Below are 16,748 nucleotides of genomic sequence, written 5' to 3'. Positions count from 1 at the left end.
CTTTTTATTTTACTGCAAAAACAATATTCATAAATGATCCTACTGTCACATCGGCATTGGCTTTAACGGTGTAGGTTAAAACTCCTGTGTTGCTTACAGTCACATTATCAAAAACAGTCGCATCAAACCATGTGATATAGTAATCCAATGCTGATGCTGCAAGTACTGGCAATGTGGTTGTTTTTCCAGGATTGGATACTGTTGGAGTAGCGAACTGAGTAGAATATCTATTGTATAAGTTGATGGTTCCAAATGTAGTCCCATCTGTAATCTGGTCTGCAGCCGTTGGAATAACGATCGACGGCATGTAGAAGAATCTTGGCATTGCTGAATTCATTTGTCTCAACACGCCTGAAGTAGCATCAGCAACGACAATTTTATCGGCCGTAGTCCCGGTTTGCAATCCTGCTACTGCCAGTGTATTGGTTGCTGTAGCGGTCACCGTGGTAGCTTTGGTCAAAGCACCGCCCAATTGTACGTTTCCTGTCGCAACACTTAAACCGTTGTTGGCATTCACAGCCAATTCTCCTGCTGCATTAATGGTAACAACTGGTGTTGTAGCGGCTTGTTTCACTACTCCTAAAGCAGCTCCGCCGGTAGCTACATTCACTGCATACTGATTGGTTGCTGTCCCTGTACCGGTAACCGTAGTATTTGTACCATTTACTAATTTTGTTTCATCTCCGGTTACCAGTGTAGATAAATCCGTATAGGTAACGTTACCAGTTGCATCTGCTGTTGCAATCCTGTTGGCTGTACCTGTTCCTGCCGTTAATTTTGCAGCGGTTACATTACGATCGGCAATATCAGCTGTTTTTACTTCTCCATCTGCTATTTTAGCGGAAGTGATTGCGTTTTCGGCAATAGCCAGTGACACATCTTTTAGCAGTGCTGTACTTCCATTAGCGGATACGACCAGGTCTGTTGACGTTAGTGCTTTTCCAGAAGTAATTGTGGCTGCATCAACAGCAAGTGTTCCTGTACCATCTACGGTAAGGCCTGCTCCCGCTTTTACCACACCTGCTACCGTTGCTGTAGCATTATTCACAGTTACTTTATAATCGGTTGTATTCCCTGTAACAGTTCCTGTAGCTACAGTATTGCTGCCATTGGATACTGTTGTTATTTTTTGTCCCGCCTGAATTGCAGGTGTTAAATTTACTGCCGCTCCGGTAACACCATTTACGGTTGTTGATAAATTAGTCCCTGTAACGGTATTGGCTACGGTAGTTGCAGGTGCAATAGTGGATTGATTTACCCATTGTGTACTTCCTGCTGCGGTAGTCACCAAAACCTGACCGGATGTACCCGGAGTGATCTGGTTGTTGGTTACTTTTCCGGAAAGGTTGCTTAAAACTAATTTAGTTTCATCAACGTCTACAGAAAAGGCTTTTAAAGCGGCACCTGTTGGAGTTCCTCCTAAAGTCACACGATCACTGCCTGCTGTTACGTTATTTCCAGTTACAGAAGCTGCCGGAATAGTTAAGTTGGCCGGGTTAACGACTAAAGTACCATTTACGACATTTACTGTTGGATTGGTCGTGGCCTCTTTAACACCTCCTAATGCAGTACCATTTGCAGCGGCTACTTCTACTTTGTAAGCTGTATTGTTACCGGTTACGGTACTGCTTACTGTAGTCGTTGTACCGTCTACTACAGACGTTGTTTTTTGCGCGGCCTGAACTGCCGGAGTAAGGTCTAATCCCGATCCTGCCACACCATTCACAGTGGTTATGATAGTGGTTCCGGATAAGGTATTTCCTAAAGTATTTACAATCGGTGCTGTAGCAGCAACCCCATTTACGGTAGCAGTCATTACATTTCCGCTACTTGCTAAAGCATTTATAGTCGCTGGAACTAATGAAGACTGGTTTACCCATTGTGTAGTCCCGGCATTGGTGATTAAAACCTGGCCTGTTGTACCCGGGGCAATCTGAGCTGGTGTCAAACTGCCTCCGATACTGGATAAGTTTAAATTAGCCTGGTTAACATCTACAGAGAAAGCTTTTAAAGCTGCTCCTATTGGAGTTCCTCCTAAAGTGATACGGTTGCTGGCTGCCGTTACATCGTTTCCGGTTACCGAAGCCGCCGGTACATTTAAATTGGCTGTATTTACAGTCAAAGCACCATCAACAATATTTACTGTTGGATTTGTTGCTGCTTCTTTTACGCTACCTAATACGATACCGTTTGCAGGATTCACCGCTACTTTGTATTCTGTATTATTTCCAGTTACGGTACTGCTTACTGTAGTATTCGTACCATTGGCAACTGACGTTGTTTTTTGTCCTGCCTGAATTGCAGGTGTTAAATTTACTGCCGTTCCGGTAACCCCGTTTACGGTAGTTGATAAATTAGTTCCTGTAACGGTATTGGCTACGGTAGTTGCAGGGGCAATAGTAGATTGATTTACCCATTGTGTACTCCCTGCTGCAGTAGTGACCAAAACCTGACCCGATGTACCCGGTGTAATCTGATTGTTGGTTACTTTTCCGGAAAGGTTGCTTAAAACTAATTTGGTTTCATCAACATCTACAGAGAAAGCTTTTAAAGCGGCACCTGTTGGAGTTCCTCCTAAGATGACACGATCACTGCCTGGTGTTACGTTATTTCCGGTTACTGAAGCCGCCGGAATAGTTAAATTAGCAGTGTTCACCGTTAAAGCACCATCAACAATATTTACTGTTGGATTGGTTGCTGCTTCTTTCACACTTCCTAAAGCGGTACCATTTGCAGGACTCACTGTTACTTTATATTCTGTATTATTTCCGGTTACCGTACTACTTACTGTAGTGTTGGTTCCGTTGGCTACTGAAGTTGTTTTTTGTGCGGCATGAATTGCCGGAGTCAGGTCTAATCCCGATCCTGCCACACCATTCACTGTGGTTACGATAGTGGTTCCGGATAAGGTATTACCCAAAGAATTTACAATCGATGCTGTAGCTGCCTGCCCATTTACGGTAGAAGTAATCGTATTCACGGTACTTCCTAAAGTATTTGTAGTGGTTGGAACTAATGACGTCTGGTTTACCCATTGTGTAGTCCCGGCATTGGTGATTAAAACCTGGCCTGTTGTACCCGGGGCAATCTGAGCTGGTGTTAAACTGCCTCCGATACTGGATAAGCTTAAATTAGCCTGGTTAACATCTACAGAGAAAGCTTTTAAAGCTGCTCCTATTGGATTTCCGCCTAAAGTGATACGGTTGCTCGCTGCCGTTACATCGTTTCCGGTTACCGAAGCCGCCGGTACATTTAAATTGGCTGTATTTACAGTCAAAGCACCATCAACAATATTTACTGTTGGATTCGTCCCTGCTTCTTTAACGCTACCTAATACGATACCGTTTGCAGGATTCACCGCTACTTTGTATTCTGTATTATTTCCAGTTACGGTACTGCTTACTGTAGTATTCGTTCCGTTGGCAACTGAAGTTGTTTTTTGATTTCCCTGTATTGCTGCAGTAAGATCCAGTGGAGCTCCTGCAACACCATTCACGGTGGTTACCAGATTGGCACCTGTTATGGTATTTCCTAATGAATTTACAATTGATGCTGTTGCTATTTCTCCATTTACTGTAGAAGTTGAAGTATTGCCACTTGTGGTCAGTGTATTTACTGTTGGCGCTACGATAGTAGATGGATTTGCCCATTGTGTACTTCCTGCTGCAGTAGTTACTAATACCTGGCCTGATGTACCCGGTGTAATCTGATTGTTGGTTACTTTTCCGGATTGATTGCTCAATACTAATCTGGTTTCATCAACATCTACAGAGAACGGTTTTAAAGTTGCTCCAACCGGAGTTCCCCCTAAAGTTACACGATCACTACCCGCTGTTACGTTATTTCCGATTACTGTAGCCGCTGGTAAATTACCATATACTACATTCCCTGCAGGATTAACAACTAATGTTTGTCCTGGTGTTGCTGTAGTAGCATTAATCTGGCTTGTTGCTAAACTACCGCCGATATTGGATAAGCTTAAGTTCGCTTCATTAACATCTACAGAGAAGGATTTTAAAGCTGCTCCAACCGGAGTTCCCCCTAAAGCCACACGGTTACTGCCTGCGGTTACATCCGTTCCTGTTACCGAAGCAGCAGGGACATTCAAATTGGCCGTATTCACGGTTAAAGTACCGTCTACGATATTTACTGTTGGATTCGTTGCTGCTTCTTTAACACCACCTAAAGCGGTGCCATTAGCTGGAGTTACGTCTACTTTATACGCTGTATTGTTTCCGGTTACGGTACTGCTTACAGTCGTATTGGTGCCGTCTACTACAGACGTTGTTTTTTGTGCGGCCTGTATTGCCGGAGTCAGGTCTAATGCTGCTCCTGCCATACCATTTACCGTCGTAATAATGTTCGCTCCCGATAATGTGTTTCCAAGTGAATTTACTATCGGTGCTGTAGCAGGAATTCCATTCACTGTGGCAGTCATTATATTTCCTGCACTTGATAGCGCATTTGTAGTGTTGGGTACAATAGCGGATTGATTCATCCAGGTTGTAACCCCTCCGTTGGTAACCAATACCTGACCTGCTGCTCCGGGAGCAATCTGGGTTGGTGTTAGACTACCACCGATATTAGATAGACTTAAATTTGCTTCATTAACATCTACAGTGAACGGTTTTAAAGATGCTCCAACCGGAGTTCCCCCTAAAGCCACACGGTTACTGCCTGCGGTTACATCCGTTCCGGTTACTGTAGCTGCTGGTAAATTACCATATACTACTGATCCTGCAGGATTAACAACTAATGTTTGTCCTGGTGTTGCTGTAGTAGCATTAATCTGGCTTGTTGCTAAACTACCGCCGATATTGGATAAGCTTAAGTTCGCTTCATTAACATCTACAGAGAAGGCTTTTAAAGCTGCTCCAACCGGAGTTCCGCCTAAAGCCACACGGTTACTGCCTGCGGTTACATCCGTTCCGGTTACCGAAGCTGCCGGTACATTCAAATTGGCCGTATTCACGGTTAAAGCACCGTCTACGATATTTACTGTTGGATTGGTTGCTGCTTCTTTAACACCTCCTAAAGCGGTGCCATTTGCAGCTGTTACGTCTACTTTATACGCTGTATTGTTTCCGGTTACGGTACTGCTTACAGTCGTATTGGTGCCGTCTACTACAGAAGTTGTTTTTTGTGCGGCCTGTATTGCTGGAGTCAGGTCTAATCCCGATCCTGCCACACCATTTACCGTCGTAATAATGTTCGCTCCCGATAATGTGTTTCCAAGTGAATTTACTATCGGTGCTGTAGCGGCCTGTCCATTTACGGTAGATGTAATAGTATTGACAGTGCTGCCCAATGTATTTGTAGTAGCTGGTGCTAATGTGGATTGGTCCATCCAGGTTGTAGTCCCGGCATTTGTTACTAACACCTGCCCTGCTGTACCTGGAGTAATCTGGCTTGTCGCTAAACTACCACCGATATTGGATAAGCTTAAATTCGCTTCATTGACATCTACAGTGAACGGTTTTAAAGATGCTCCAACCGGAGTTCCCCCTAAAGCCACACGGTTACTGCCTGCGGTTACATCGGTACCTGTTACTGTAGCTGCTGGTAAATTACCATATACTACTGATCCTGCAGGATTAACAACTAATGTTTGTCCTGGTGTTGCTGTGGTAGCGTTAATCTGGCTTGTCGCTAAACTACCACCGATATTGGATAAGCTTAAGTTCGCTTCATTGACATCTACAGTGAACGGTTTTAAAGATGCTCCAACCGGAGTTCCCCCTAAAGCCACACGGTTACTGCCTGCGGTTACATCGGTACCTGTTACTGTAGCTGCTGGTAAATTACCATATACTACTGATCCTGCAGGATTAACAACTAATGTTTGTCCTGGTGTTGCTGTAGTAGCATTAATCTGGCTTGTCGCTAAACTACCACCGATATTGGATAAGCTTAAGTTCGCTTCATTAACATCTACAGAGAAGGATTTTAAAGCTGCTCCAACCGGAGTTCCGCCTAAAGCCACACGGTTACTGCCTGCGGTTACATCCGTTCCGGTTACCGAAGCTGCCGGTACATTCAAATTGGCTGTGTTCACGGTTAAAGCACCGTCTACGATATTTACTGTAGGATTCGTTGCTGCTTCTTTAACACCACCTAAAGCAGTACCATTAGCAGCATTCACAGCAACAGTATATTCTGTGTTGTTTCCGGTTACAGTACTATTGACAGTCGTATTAGATCCGTTTGCAACTGAAGTTGTTTTTTGTGCGGCCTGTATTGCCGGAGTCAGGTCTAACCCAGCTCCTGCCACACCATTTACCGTAGTGATAATATTTGCTCCCGATAATGTGCTTCCAAGGGAATTTACAATCGGTGCCGTAGCGGCCTGGCCATTTACGGTAGATGTAATGGTATTGGCTGTGCTTTCTAATGTATTGCTTATAGCCGTTGAAATTGAAGAAGGACTGATCCATTGGCTACCACCGAAGGCATTACTAACTAACATTTGCCCTGAAGCTCCGGAGAAAATCTGGCTCGGGTTAACCTGGCCTGAAAGATTGCTTAAAACTAATTTGGTTTCGTCTACATCAACAGAAAAAGGTTTTAAAGTTGCCCCCACTGGCGTTCCTCCTAAGACAACACGATCACTGGCTGCGGTAACGTTATTTCCAACAACAGATGCTGCAGGGATTGATAAATTAGCCGTATTCACCACTAATGCACCATCCACAATATTTACAGTTGGATTGGTTATTACTTCTTTTACACCACCCATTGTGGTTCCGTTAGCAGCATTGACCCCTACTTTATATGGATTTGATTCTGTTCCTGCTCCACTGATTGTTGTAGCCTCCCCATTGGCAAAATGTTGTGTTGCCTGGGCTACTACATTATTCAGTACTGCCGTAAAGTCAACTTCCTGTGTACCGCCATTTTCTAAAGTAACACTCAGTTTCTTAGTCACTGGATCAAGTACGAAAGAACTAATCTGCTGGTCATCGGTATTGTCTAAAAATGGGGTCAGGTCTACTGTTCCTCCATTGGATAGCGTCAATATATTAGAAGCAATCGATAATGTTTGTGGATTCACCACACTGGTTACTCCTGCTTCATTAGTATAGGTATAGGTACCATCATTATTATTCACCAAAGTTGTCACCGTTTGATTGGCTCTGACAATTTGTTCCATATTGACGGTCTGCGTATTTCCGGCTGCATCGGTATACGTAAACGTGTTTGTTGTCGCATTATACGCTACATTCCCTTCAATATGCATTACATAACTATTAAGGATCTGCTGTACACCCGGATTATTGATAATCGTCTGGAAATTCGTAGCCACATCAGCAGGGACATTGATTGATGCCGTTACTCCCGCCTCATTCGTATAAGTATAGGTTCCGTTATTATTATTTACTAAAGTCGTTACCGTTTGATTGGCTCTGACGATTTGCTCCATATTTACAGTTTGTGTATTTCCGGCAGCATCGGTATAGGTAAACGTATTTGTAGTCGCATTATACGCTACATTGCCTTCGATGTGCATCACATAACTGTTCAGGATCTGCTGTACGCCCGGATTATTGATAATCGTCTGGAAATTGGCAGCCACATCAGCAGGCACATTAATCAATGCTGTTACTCCCGCTTCATTAGTATAGGTATACGTTCCATTGTTATTGTTGACCAGCGTGGTTACCGTTTGGTTGGCCCTAACGATCTGTTCCATATTGACAACCTGTGTATTCCCGGCTGTATCAATATAGGTAAACTGATTTGTTACAGGGTTAAAAAAAACAGTTCCTACCGCAGGATTTACCTCTCCCGAAACAATAATCCTGTTCCATTTATTAACATACCAATAGTAATATCCTGGCTTGACATCCGCTATCGTAGAAGTATTAAAAACAAGTAAACTGTTTACATTGCCATGCTGAATCGTCAGGTTGTCGGTTGTGCTCGTTAAACGGATCCTTGGAATAAGGATACCCTTATCATCTGCTACAACTTCTAACTGGGAAGATCCATTCGGCATTGAGGTTCCAATACCAACTTGTGAATAAGCTGCATATCCCCCTAAAACAAATAATAATGGAAGTAATTTATTCTTCATATTTTCTACGTGTTTAATCTCAAAATTTTAACAAAAACAGCAATGATTATATACTTTGCTAATTTAATAGTGAGGCAATTTATATAAATCTTTAGTGGTGATTTGCAGGCTTTACCCAATAATATATGGCAAATCGATAAACGGAAAGGTTTTATCGATGAAATACGCCACTGCTAATTCTGCAATAATTGAGATGTTAAAATTCCATGCTTAAAAAGTAAAAATGGAGCGTCGGCAGGAGATTTGCCCGAAAGTGATTCTGATTTTATTTTAACATTCTTAATAATGCCAAAAGTATTTTAGTACGACTGAAAGCAAGGTGCCTTCGAATATCGAAGCTAAAAATGTAATGACACAATAATGCCTGTAGAATACCTGAAGTAAGTTGGTATGAGAAAATAAAAAAAGAGATCGTATCAATTGCGCTCTAATAGCATCAGTAAGCGCTATCAGAAATTTAGGCATACTGATTCCATACTATTGTATAGCACTTAGAACCAGTATTTAATAGCTGCCAAAATAGAATACAATTTACGGGCTTTTTTAAGAGCGGGCTTTTTGAGAAGATTGCATCATTTTACTGTAAAACCAATGTTTCAGCAGTTCAGCACAAATGATATATATTGTGATAACCATAAATATCCAGCCATATAATTGCCATGGTAATTGCGTAAAACCAAACCAAACTGCTATAGGCGTAATGGGTAACATCAATACGAAAAGGACAATGAGTGCAGTCGCTATGGAAAGGTATTTACCGGGGAGGCTCTTAAAAAAGGGCAATCGGGTACGCACCACTAATACAATTAATGTCGCAGAAATAACGGATTCGGTAAACCAGGCGGTTTGAAATTCGATTTCTTTTGCATGGAAAATAAACAATAATATCCCAAACATCAGGAAATCAAAAATCGAACTCAGCAAACCAAAAACAACCATAAATTTTTTAATAAAAGACAGGTCCCAACGTTGTGGTGTTTGAATATTCAGGAGATCAACACGATCGGTTGCAATGGCCATTTCCGGAAAATCTGTTAGGAGGTTTGTCAATAAAATTTGTTTGGGCAGTAAGGGTAAAAAAGGTAAAAACAAAGAGGCGCCGGCCATACTGAACATATTTCCAAAATTAGCGCTTGTTGCCATAAAAATATATTTCATGGTATTGGTAAATGTTTTTCGCCCTTCAATGATCCCATTGGTCAGTACATTAAGATCCTGGTTCAACAATACAATATCTGCTGCTTCCTTAGCAACATCGACTGCAGTATCTACAGAAATACCGACATCTGCTGTATGCAATGCCGGGGCATCATTAATTCCATCTCCCATAAAACCAACCACATTCCCCCCTTTTTTTAACAGGGAAATAATACGTTCTTTTTGATTGGGTTCCACTTCTGCAAAAATATCTATCCGGGCTGCCTGGTGTAGCAGGGCTGTATTACTCATTTTCAGCAGTTCTGAACCTGTTACTATTTTAGGAGCTTCAATACCAATCTGCAATGCCAGGCTTTTGGCCACTAACGCATTATCACCGGTAATAATTTTCAATTGCACTCCCAGTCCGTTCAGTTTTTTAATAACCCCTATTACATCTGGTTTTGGCGGATCAAATAACGTTATAAAACCCAAAAAGATCATCCCTTTTTCCCCATCACGGGTAAAATCTTCAGCATCTGTAAGCGGTTTGTACGCTACGCCTAAGGTGCGTAAACCTGCAGCACTCAATTGCTCATATTGCTGTAAAACTGTTGTTTTGGCAGTTGAAATATCTGATAATTTCCCATCGGAAAGGGCTACCTGGTCACAAATGGATAAGATTGCATTCAATGCTCCTTTTGTTATGGCCAAAACACCTGTTTCATTTTTAACCACAATTGTCAAGCGTTTCCGGATAAAATCATAGGGGATTTCGGACTGGACTGTAAAAGTGGTGGGCAGCCCTTTATAAGCGGTACAAATCGCCTCATCAATTGGATTTCGAAAGCCTTTCTGCATCGACGCATTGAGCCAGGCATACTCGAGTACTTTATCATTATGCACACCATTGCTGTCTAAAGCATCTTTTAGGTTTACTTTCCCTTCTGTAATGGTACCGGTTTTATCCGAACATAAAATATTCATGCTTCCGATATTTTCAATTGAAGACAGGCGCTTTACAATCACATCCAGCTTTGCCATTCGCTTGGCTCCGGTAGAAAGATTGACACTGATGATAGCAGGCAGCAATTGTGGTGTTAACCCTACAGCCAATGCCAGGGAAAATAAGAAAGAATCTAAAATCGGCTTATGGAGAAAGACATTAATCGCGAAAATAATAATGACCAAAACCAACGTAACTTCCATCAGCATATACCCAAACTTGCGGATCCCTTTCTCAAAATCGGTTTCCGGTGCCCTTACCTGCAAATGTGTGGATATCTTACCGAATTCGGTCTGCTTGCCTGTCAGGACTACTATAGCAGTTGCCTTACCGCTTATTACACTGGCTCCCATAAGCAATGTATTATTCCTTTGAGATAAAGGTGTTGCAACAGGTAGAATGCCAGCTTCCTTTTCTACCGGAAAGGTTTCTCCAGTAAAAGCTGCTTCATCTACAAATAATTCACTGGAATCCAGGATCAGGCAATCTCCGGGAATAATATCACCGGCAGATAAAATTACAACATCACCCGGCACTACATCTTCCACCGCAATTTCTTTTGGTGTTCCATCCCGAAATACCGTGCATCGCAGGCGCACCATTTTCAATAATTCCCTGACTGCATTAGCAGCGCCCTTTTCCTGCCAAAAGCCAAGAATACTGCTGGCCAGTATAATACACAAAATAATTAATGCGTCGGCAAGGTCATTAAGAGCTGCCGATAATATGGCGGCAATAATCAGCAATAGTGTTACCGGACTTTTAAATTGCGATATAAATAGTAGAAAAGCAGAAGATTTTGTATTTGCCTTCAGCGTATTGGGTCCATACTTTTTTATCCTTTGGGTCGCATCAGCAGTATCAATTCCCTTAAGGCTACTGGATAATTGTACAAAGAGTACTTCAGGGCTAAAATGCCAAAAACTATTTTCAGTATTTCCTTTATCTTCCATAGCACTGCTTGTTTAGTTGTTCTACTACTCCGCTGAACTTTAAATGAACACTACTTGTGATCCATTTTAACTGCTAGCCTTTATTAGCTTTTTTCAAAAAAAAGTATCATATAAATCGTTAAAAATCACTCAGTTGCTTAATTTTATTATAAATTTATATTAAATTAACAACATTTGCATAGTATTAATTTAATTTTTTACTAGTTATGAGAAAATTAGTTTTATTATCCGCACTGGTGCTCGCATTTTCGACTACGATTGTAGCAGCACAAACCACCATGAAAAAAGAAAAACGCCAGGAACGTAAGGAATTACGAAAATTAGAAGGCAACGAAGTGAATGCCAGGTCACAAGATCAGTTCGCAATGGATTTCCCAAAAAACACAAATCCTACATGGGAAAGAACGAAAAATTTTGATGAAGCCACTTTCATGAAAGATGGAAAATCAGTTACGGCCTATTATGATTATGATGCCATTTTAGTAGGCACCTCGACTGTAAAAGCATTTTCAGACTTACCTAAAAAAGCACAAAAGGCTATTGGAGATAAATACAAAGGATATACCCAAAAAGCGGTTATTTTCTATGATAATAATGAGGATAGCAATTCCGAAATGGTACTGTACAATCTACCATTTGAAGATGCCGATAATTATTTTGTGGAATTGCAGAAAGATGCTAAAAATGTAGTAGTTAAAGTAACTACAAACGGGCAAGTCACCTACTTCGCCGATATAAAATAACTTCCTTTAAAGATCAGACAATTTTATAACGCATCTTCTACCCCAAATTTGCAAAACCTCATAAAAAATGTAATATGACACATAAATTAATAGGCACATCCTTTTTTTGGGCACTTTGTTTTATGGTAGTTTCAGGATCTTCCATCAGGGCACAAGATCCCGGATCTGCCACAGTAACCTATCAGACCTTTTACGACAATCTATCACCGTATGGCACCTGGATTGATTATCCCAACTATGGGCATGTCTGGAATCCACGTGTAGAGGGTGATTTTCGTCCTTACAATACCAATGGTCGCTGGATTTCTTCACAGGAAGGCTGGACCTGGGCCTCGGATTACAATTGGGGCTGGGCACCTTTTCACTATGGCCGATGGCTATACGACGATCTTTACGGCTGGCTCTGGATTCCGGGGTACGAGTGGTCTCCTGCCTGGGTCACCTGGGGTACTGTGGATAACTACTATTGCTGGGCACCTCTTATGCCCGGAATAGATGGTATTCGCCAATATGATACCTGGCGACCACATTCCTTCTATTGGAATGCCTGCAGTCGCGATCACATTTATGACCGTAATCTCTCGGCAGTAATTGAACGTCCGGAGCGTGTTTCCAATTTTGCTAATCGTATTTCGATCGTGAATAATTTTACCACCACACGCAACCATAATCTGTACTATTCCAAAGGTCCGGAAGTGCAGGAAGTCCAAAAATATGTAAGCCGGAAAATAGATCAGGCACCTCTAAAGGAAATCCAGAAAATGAGCCCGACGATGGCGAAAGACAATCCTATGAAAGTCTATCGCCCTGCAATACAACCTCCGGAAGAAACACGGCAACAATTTCCGCAGCAATCATTACAACCACAGGAATTCCGCAAAGCGGAAACATCAAAGTTACGGCCCATCATGACAGAAGAACAAATTCCAACCATGCAACACACGGAACAGCGCGCCAATATCGAACGACTACCAGCATTCCATGCCGAAGCCGGCAATTTTAGAAATAGTGGTGGCGGTGGCGGACGCCGTAGCAATTAAAATAACCTTATCCTACCCTAAAATCTTGCACCATTGTGCAGGATTTTTTTTTATTGAGCAGCATTATTCCATAGATAAAATATTGATCCTTTAAAATAAGATTTGTTTAGAAGACAAACTAAAAAGTCATTAAGAATCTATATAGGTTCTTAATGGCTTTTCGTCTTTTAATAGATCTAATAAATTTTAGATTTTCTTAAAACTACACACTTTTACCAATCGGTAAAGAACAACGGATTTTTAGTGCTCCGGAAAGCTCTCCAAGATAAGGTATCGTCATTGAATTACCATTGAGGTTATACCTGAAATCCCTTTTGTTTGTAATTTCTGAATGATAATATAAATTCATATAATAATTTTTTCTACGTCTATAATATCTGCTAAAGTTCCAAAAAAATAAGATATAACTCCTTAACATACATTGAAGTGATTTAAACTTTTTTTAGAATTAAAAAAGGGTTGTCGATATTTGTGTCGCTAAACATACAATTATCAAAACCAACCCTTTATGTACAGTGTACTTGACAAAGATACAATAGAATTGGAAATTGTTGCATATATACCTAAAGCCCGTCGTGGATTTCCTGTAACAGTTCCATTATCAGAAGTGATAAATGCTATACTCTACAAACTTAAAACGGGCCTTCAATGGCATCAGCTACCCATTAGGGCTCTTTTTGAAAATAAGGTTATAAGTTGGCAATCTGTTTACTATCACTATCGCAAGTGGAGTCTTTGCGGTTTCTGGAAAGCTTGTTGGATTAAATTCCTTAGCCGTCATCACTCAAAACTTGACCTTTCCAGTGTGGATTTGGACGGAAGCCATACTCCTGCTATCCGAGGCGGTGAACAGGTTGACTATCAAGGTCGGAAGAAGCGAAAAACAACTAATTCACTCTATCTAACCGATAGGCAAGGCTTGCCATTAGCAATGTCAGAACCTCTTGCGGGAAACCACAACGACCTGTATAATATTGAGGTTCAGTTTGAAGACATTACAGCAACATTAGAACAAGCCAATATTTCTGTAGATGGATTGTTCCTCAATGCAGACGCAGGTTTTGACTCTAAAGACTTAAGAAAAGCATGTTCAGATAAGAACATTCAAGCTAATATCTGTTTTAACAAACGTAACGGTCATAGTGAGAGGGATGAATATTTTGATGAGCAACTCTATAAGCAGAGATATACAATCGAACGCACAAATGCCTGGTTAGATGGGTTTAGGTCAATCTTAAATAGATATGACACAACAACTGAATCTTGGAAAGGATTCAATTATATAGCATTTATAGTAATAGCATCAAAAAAATTTAAAAAGGAAAAAGTTTAAACCACTTCATTATAAAAATATTTTCATTACAAGATTAAGTTTACATTTTTTTAATCCTTAATATGATATTAATATATTTATCTTTGAAAATTTTTAATAAAGTAATTTCCTATTATTATAACTAAAATTTAACCCCCTAAATATTTATATTATGTTTAAAAATTACTTTTATGTCTTATTTTGTATTTTATTTTTTAATTTTGGTTTTAGCCAGGTAGGTACTTATCAAATTGTAGCAACTTCACCGGTACCCTCCACTTTTACAACCTTACAAGATGCTATAAATACAATTGGAAATGGCACTTCAACTCTACACATAAATAATAACCTAACAGTTAATTCTAATTTAGTAGTTCCAAAAAATTTATCCTTGAAATTTTATAATGGTTCAATAATTACAATTAATAATGGAGTGACTTTGACAATCAACGGCCAATGGATGCTGGGAATTTTCAAATATTCAATTGTATTGGAAGTGGAAAAGTAACCGGAAGGCCAAAAATTGAGCATGCACTACCACAATGGTGGCAACCAATTTTACAAAGTGATTGGACTAAATCAATACAAAATGCTGTAAACTTTCATTCCAAAGTTCATCTATCAAAAATTTATTGGCCAGATGATTTAGCTTACGAAGGTATATATTATATTAATAATTCAATTGATTTAGCAATGGACAGCAACCACATTATATATGGTGATGGCCCCAGCTCATTAATTGTATCATCTTCAAACAATCCAGTTTTTAGAATGATAAACAATACTGGATCTCCAACCGGAAAGGAGTATGCATCTTTTGAAAACCTCATGTTTCAATGTATGAACGGTATACAAATAAATCAAGACGACAATAGCGATCCTGTAGAGACAAAACAAATACTTAATATCAAAATAAAAAACTGTCACTTTTACAATAATGGGTCAACGGGGAATACAGCAATAAATCTTTACGAAACTTTTGATTCTGTCATATCCGAAAATTACATTGAAGGTTTCGAAATAGGGATAAAATTAGCCGCATGCGACCTCAATACCATTAGTAACAATAGGATAATGAAATTTATTAAATATGCAATATTAGATTTAAGCAGAATTAATTCAAATGGAAATCTGCAATTTGGATCACAAAATTTAATTTATCATAATGATATTTTAATATATAATGGCCCATCCAACTCGGGGCCTTTATTAAAAGTAATTCATTACATATCATTATTCGAGATAATTTTTTAGAGAACACACTCACAAATATTCCCTTAGCATTTATTGATTGTTCAAATGTTAATCTGAACAATCAAAATATACCTTTAATTGTTGATATAACAGGAAACAGACTTAGCAAAGGAGCATTATATTCGTATCTCTTAAATGAAGATTTTAGAAGTTTAAATTTAAGTGAAGGTCCTATGGCAATTCCTCTTAATGAAATTCCCATTTCTAGTTTTTGCACAAATGCTAACAGTCTTAATTTGAAACGCACAATTCCAATTAATTACTCCGGCAGACCTAAAGCAATAAAAATTTCAAATGTATTTTCTTTTAGGGAATGGAGTTCTTTCGAAACATCAAATGTTCTACAAAATTCATTTAATGGCTCGCTCATACTAAATCCTGAAAATATTTCAAATTTGGGATGGTCACCTTCTGGTAAAGCCAACTTTAATCCTAAAAATATTGAATTAAAAAATGGCACTCCAAATTATACCGTTATTCAAATTAGTCAAAAAATCAGTGGTGAAATAGGAGAATTAAATGGTCTTCCTAAAAGGTTAAAAATAAAATTACTTACTCGAAATTTTCCAACTTCAACAACAAATAATGATGATTTTTATATCAAAATTTTAAAATCAAATGATGCTACAAATAGTGTTTGGGAAGGAAGAGGTACCTATTTAACTAATAATACATCAAATGCTACTTACAATAATTTCAATACATACTCAATCACCCCAAATATTGATTTTGATTCTAATTCAGACTACTGGCTACTCATTGATAGTTCAGCACCAACTTTAGCAAATTCACAAATAAAATCAATTGTTATTGAGCCAGGTATAAATAACTACAGTTCTATAAATTCAACAGCTACTGCTGCAGAAAAAGATGACACGCAGGATGAAACAGAAGAATTGCAAAGAATTGTCGTTGATAATACAATAAAATTTTATCCAAATCCTGTAAAAGAAAAATTAACTATTGAAGTAAAAAATGGTGACTTATTAAAAAAAGTAGAAGTATTTGACGAAGTAGGTAAGTATATTGGTGATTTTACCAATATGCTAAATAATAATACTATTGACATCACTTCGCTTCCTAGTGGGAACTATATAATTAAGACAATTAGTCTAACAAATACTTCAGAGGTAATTATAAAAAAATAATTCCTATTACAATACATAAGTTATAAATAAAAACACCCGACTGCAAAGCAGCCGGGTGTTTCCCCAAAATAAACCTACAAT

The 16,748-nt window shown here is 39.4% G+C and carries 9 protein-coding genes; 6 read left to right on the top strand and 3 right to left on the bottom strand.

Annotation, left to right across the window (positions count from 1 at the left end):
* Positions 1 to 4 precede the first annotated feature (4 nt).
* A complete protein-coding gene (locus FK004_RS11230) occupies positions 5 to 8,074 on the bottom strand; it encodes a hypothetical protein (protein WP_108737349.1) in 8,070 nt (2,689 codons plus the stop codon).
* Between the two features lie 543 nt (positions 8,075 to 8,617).
* Positions 8,618 to 11,170 carry a magnesium-translocating P-type ATPase gene (mgtA, locus tag FK004_RS11225; RefSeq protein WP_108737348.1) on the bottom strand — a complete coding sequence of 851 codons (2,553 nt, stop codon included), beginning with the start codon at positions 11,168 to 11,170 and terminating at the stop codon, positions 8,618 to 8,620.
* 206 nt (positions 11,171 to 11,376) lie between these two features.
* Between mgtA and FK004_RS11220 the strand changes: the two genes are divergently transcribed.
* Both FK004_RS11220 and FK004_RS11215 read left to right on the top strand, forming a co-directional pair.
* A complete protein-coding gene (locus FK004_RS11220; protein WP_108737347.1) occupies positions 11,377 to 11,913 on the top strand; it encodes a hypothetical protein in 537 nt (178 codons plus the stop codon).
* A gap of 74 nt (positions 11,914 to 11,987) precedes the next feature.
* Positions 11,988 to 12,953 (top strand): DUF6600 domain-containing protein, encoded by a 966-nt coding sequence (locus tag FK004_RS11215; RefSeq protein WP_108737346.1) that lies wholly within the window; start codon positions 11,988 to 11,990, stop codon positions 12,951 to 12,953.
* A gap of 202 nt (positions 12,954 to 13,155) precedes the next feature.
* Here FK004_RS11215 and FK004_RS19200 read toward each other — a convergent pair whose 3' ends face one another.
* Positions 13,156 to 13,302, bottom strand: a complete 147-nt coding sequence (locus FK004_RS19200; RefSeq protein ID WP_157956081.1) for a hypothetical protein — start codon at positions 13,300 to 13,302, stop codon at positions 13,156 to 13,158.
* A gap of 159 nt (positions 13,303 to 13,461) precedes the next feature.
* Between FK004_RS19200 and FK004_RS11210 the strand changes: the two genes are divergently transcribed.
* From FK004_RS11210 to FK004_RS11195, 4 genes are all read left to right on the top strand, one after another.
* Positions 13,462 to 14,286, top strand: coding sequence for an IS5 family transposase (locus FK004_RS11210; protein ID WP_108735890.1), 825 nt, complete (start codon positions 13,462 to 13,464; stop codon positions 14,284 to 14,286).
* Between the two features lie 151 nt (positions 14,287 to 14,437).
* Complete coding sequence (locus FK004_RS19330; RefSeq protein WP_108737345.1) at positions 14,438 to 14,773, top strand: hypothetical protein; 336 nt, start codon at positions 14,438 to 14,440, stop codon at positions 14,771 to 14,773.
* A complete protein-coding gene (locus FK004_RS11200) occupies positions 14,722 to 15,519 on the top strand; it encodes a hypothetical protein (protein WP_108737344.1) in 798 nt (265 codons plus the stop codon). The genes FK004_RS19330 and FK004_RS11200 overlap by 52 nt, the downstream gene beginning before the upstream one ends.
* Before the next feature lie 173 nt (positions 15,520 to 15,692).
* A complete protein-coding gene (locus tag FK004_RS11195; RefSeq protein WP_108737343.1) occupies positions 15,693 to 16,667 on the top strand; it encodes a T9SS type A sorting domain-containing protein in 975 nt (324 codons plus the stop codon).
* Positions 16,668 to 16,748: the final 81 nt, after the last annotated feature.

This window comes from Flavobacterium kingsejongi, assembly GCF_003076475.1.
GTDB classification, from domain to species: Bacteria; Bacteroidota; Bacteroidia; order Flavobacteriales; family Flavobacteriaceae; genus Flavobacterium; species Flavobacterium kingsejongi.
The sequence above is the reverse complement of the archived record's forward strand: the minus strand, read 5'-3'. Positions and strand labels throughout refer to the sequence as shown.

Coding starts and splice junctions, on each gene's coding strand:
- FK004_RS19330 (WP_108737345.1), top strand. CDS start 14,438: ATGTTTAAAAATTACTTTTATGTCTTATTTTGTATTTTATTTTTTAAT.
- FK004_RS11215 (WP_108737346.1), top strand. CDS start 11,988: ATGACACATAAATTAATAGGCACATCCTTTTTTTGGGCACTTTGTTTT.
- mgtA (WP_108737348.1), bottom strand. CDS start 11,170: ATGGAAGATAAAGGAAATACTGAAAATAGTTTTTGGCATTTTAGCCCT.
- FK004_RS11230 (WP_108737349.1), bottom strand. CDS start 8,074: ATGAAGAATAAATTACTTCCATTATTATTTGTTTTAGGGGGATATGCA.
- FK004_RS11200 (WP_108737344.1), top strand. CDS start 14,722: ATGGATGCTGGGAATTTTCAAATATTCAATTGTATTGGAAGTGGAAAA.
- FK004_RS11220 (WP_108737347.1), top strand. CDS start 11,377: ATGAGAAAATTAGTTTTATTATCCGCACTGGTGCTCGCATTTTCGACT.
- FK004_RS19200 (WP_157956081.1), bottom strand. CDS start 13,302: ATGAATTTATATTATCATTCAGAAATTACAAACAAAAGGGATTTCAGG.
- FK004_RS11210 (WP_108735890.1), top strand. CDS start 13,462: ATGTACAGTGTACTTGACAAAGATACAATAGAATTGGAAATTGTTGCA.
- FK004_RS11195 (WP_108737343.1), top strand. CDS start 15,693: ATGGCAATTCCTCTTAATGAAATTCCCATTTCTAGTTTTTGCACAAAT.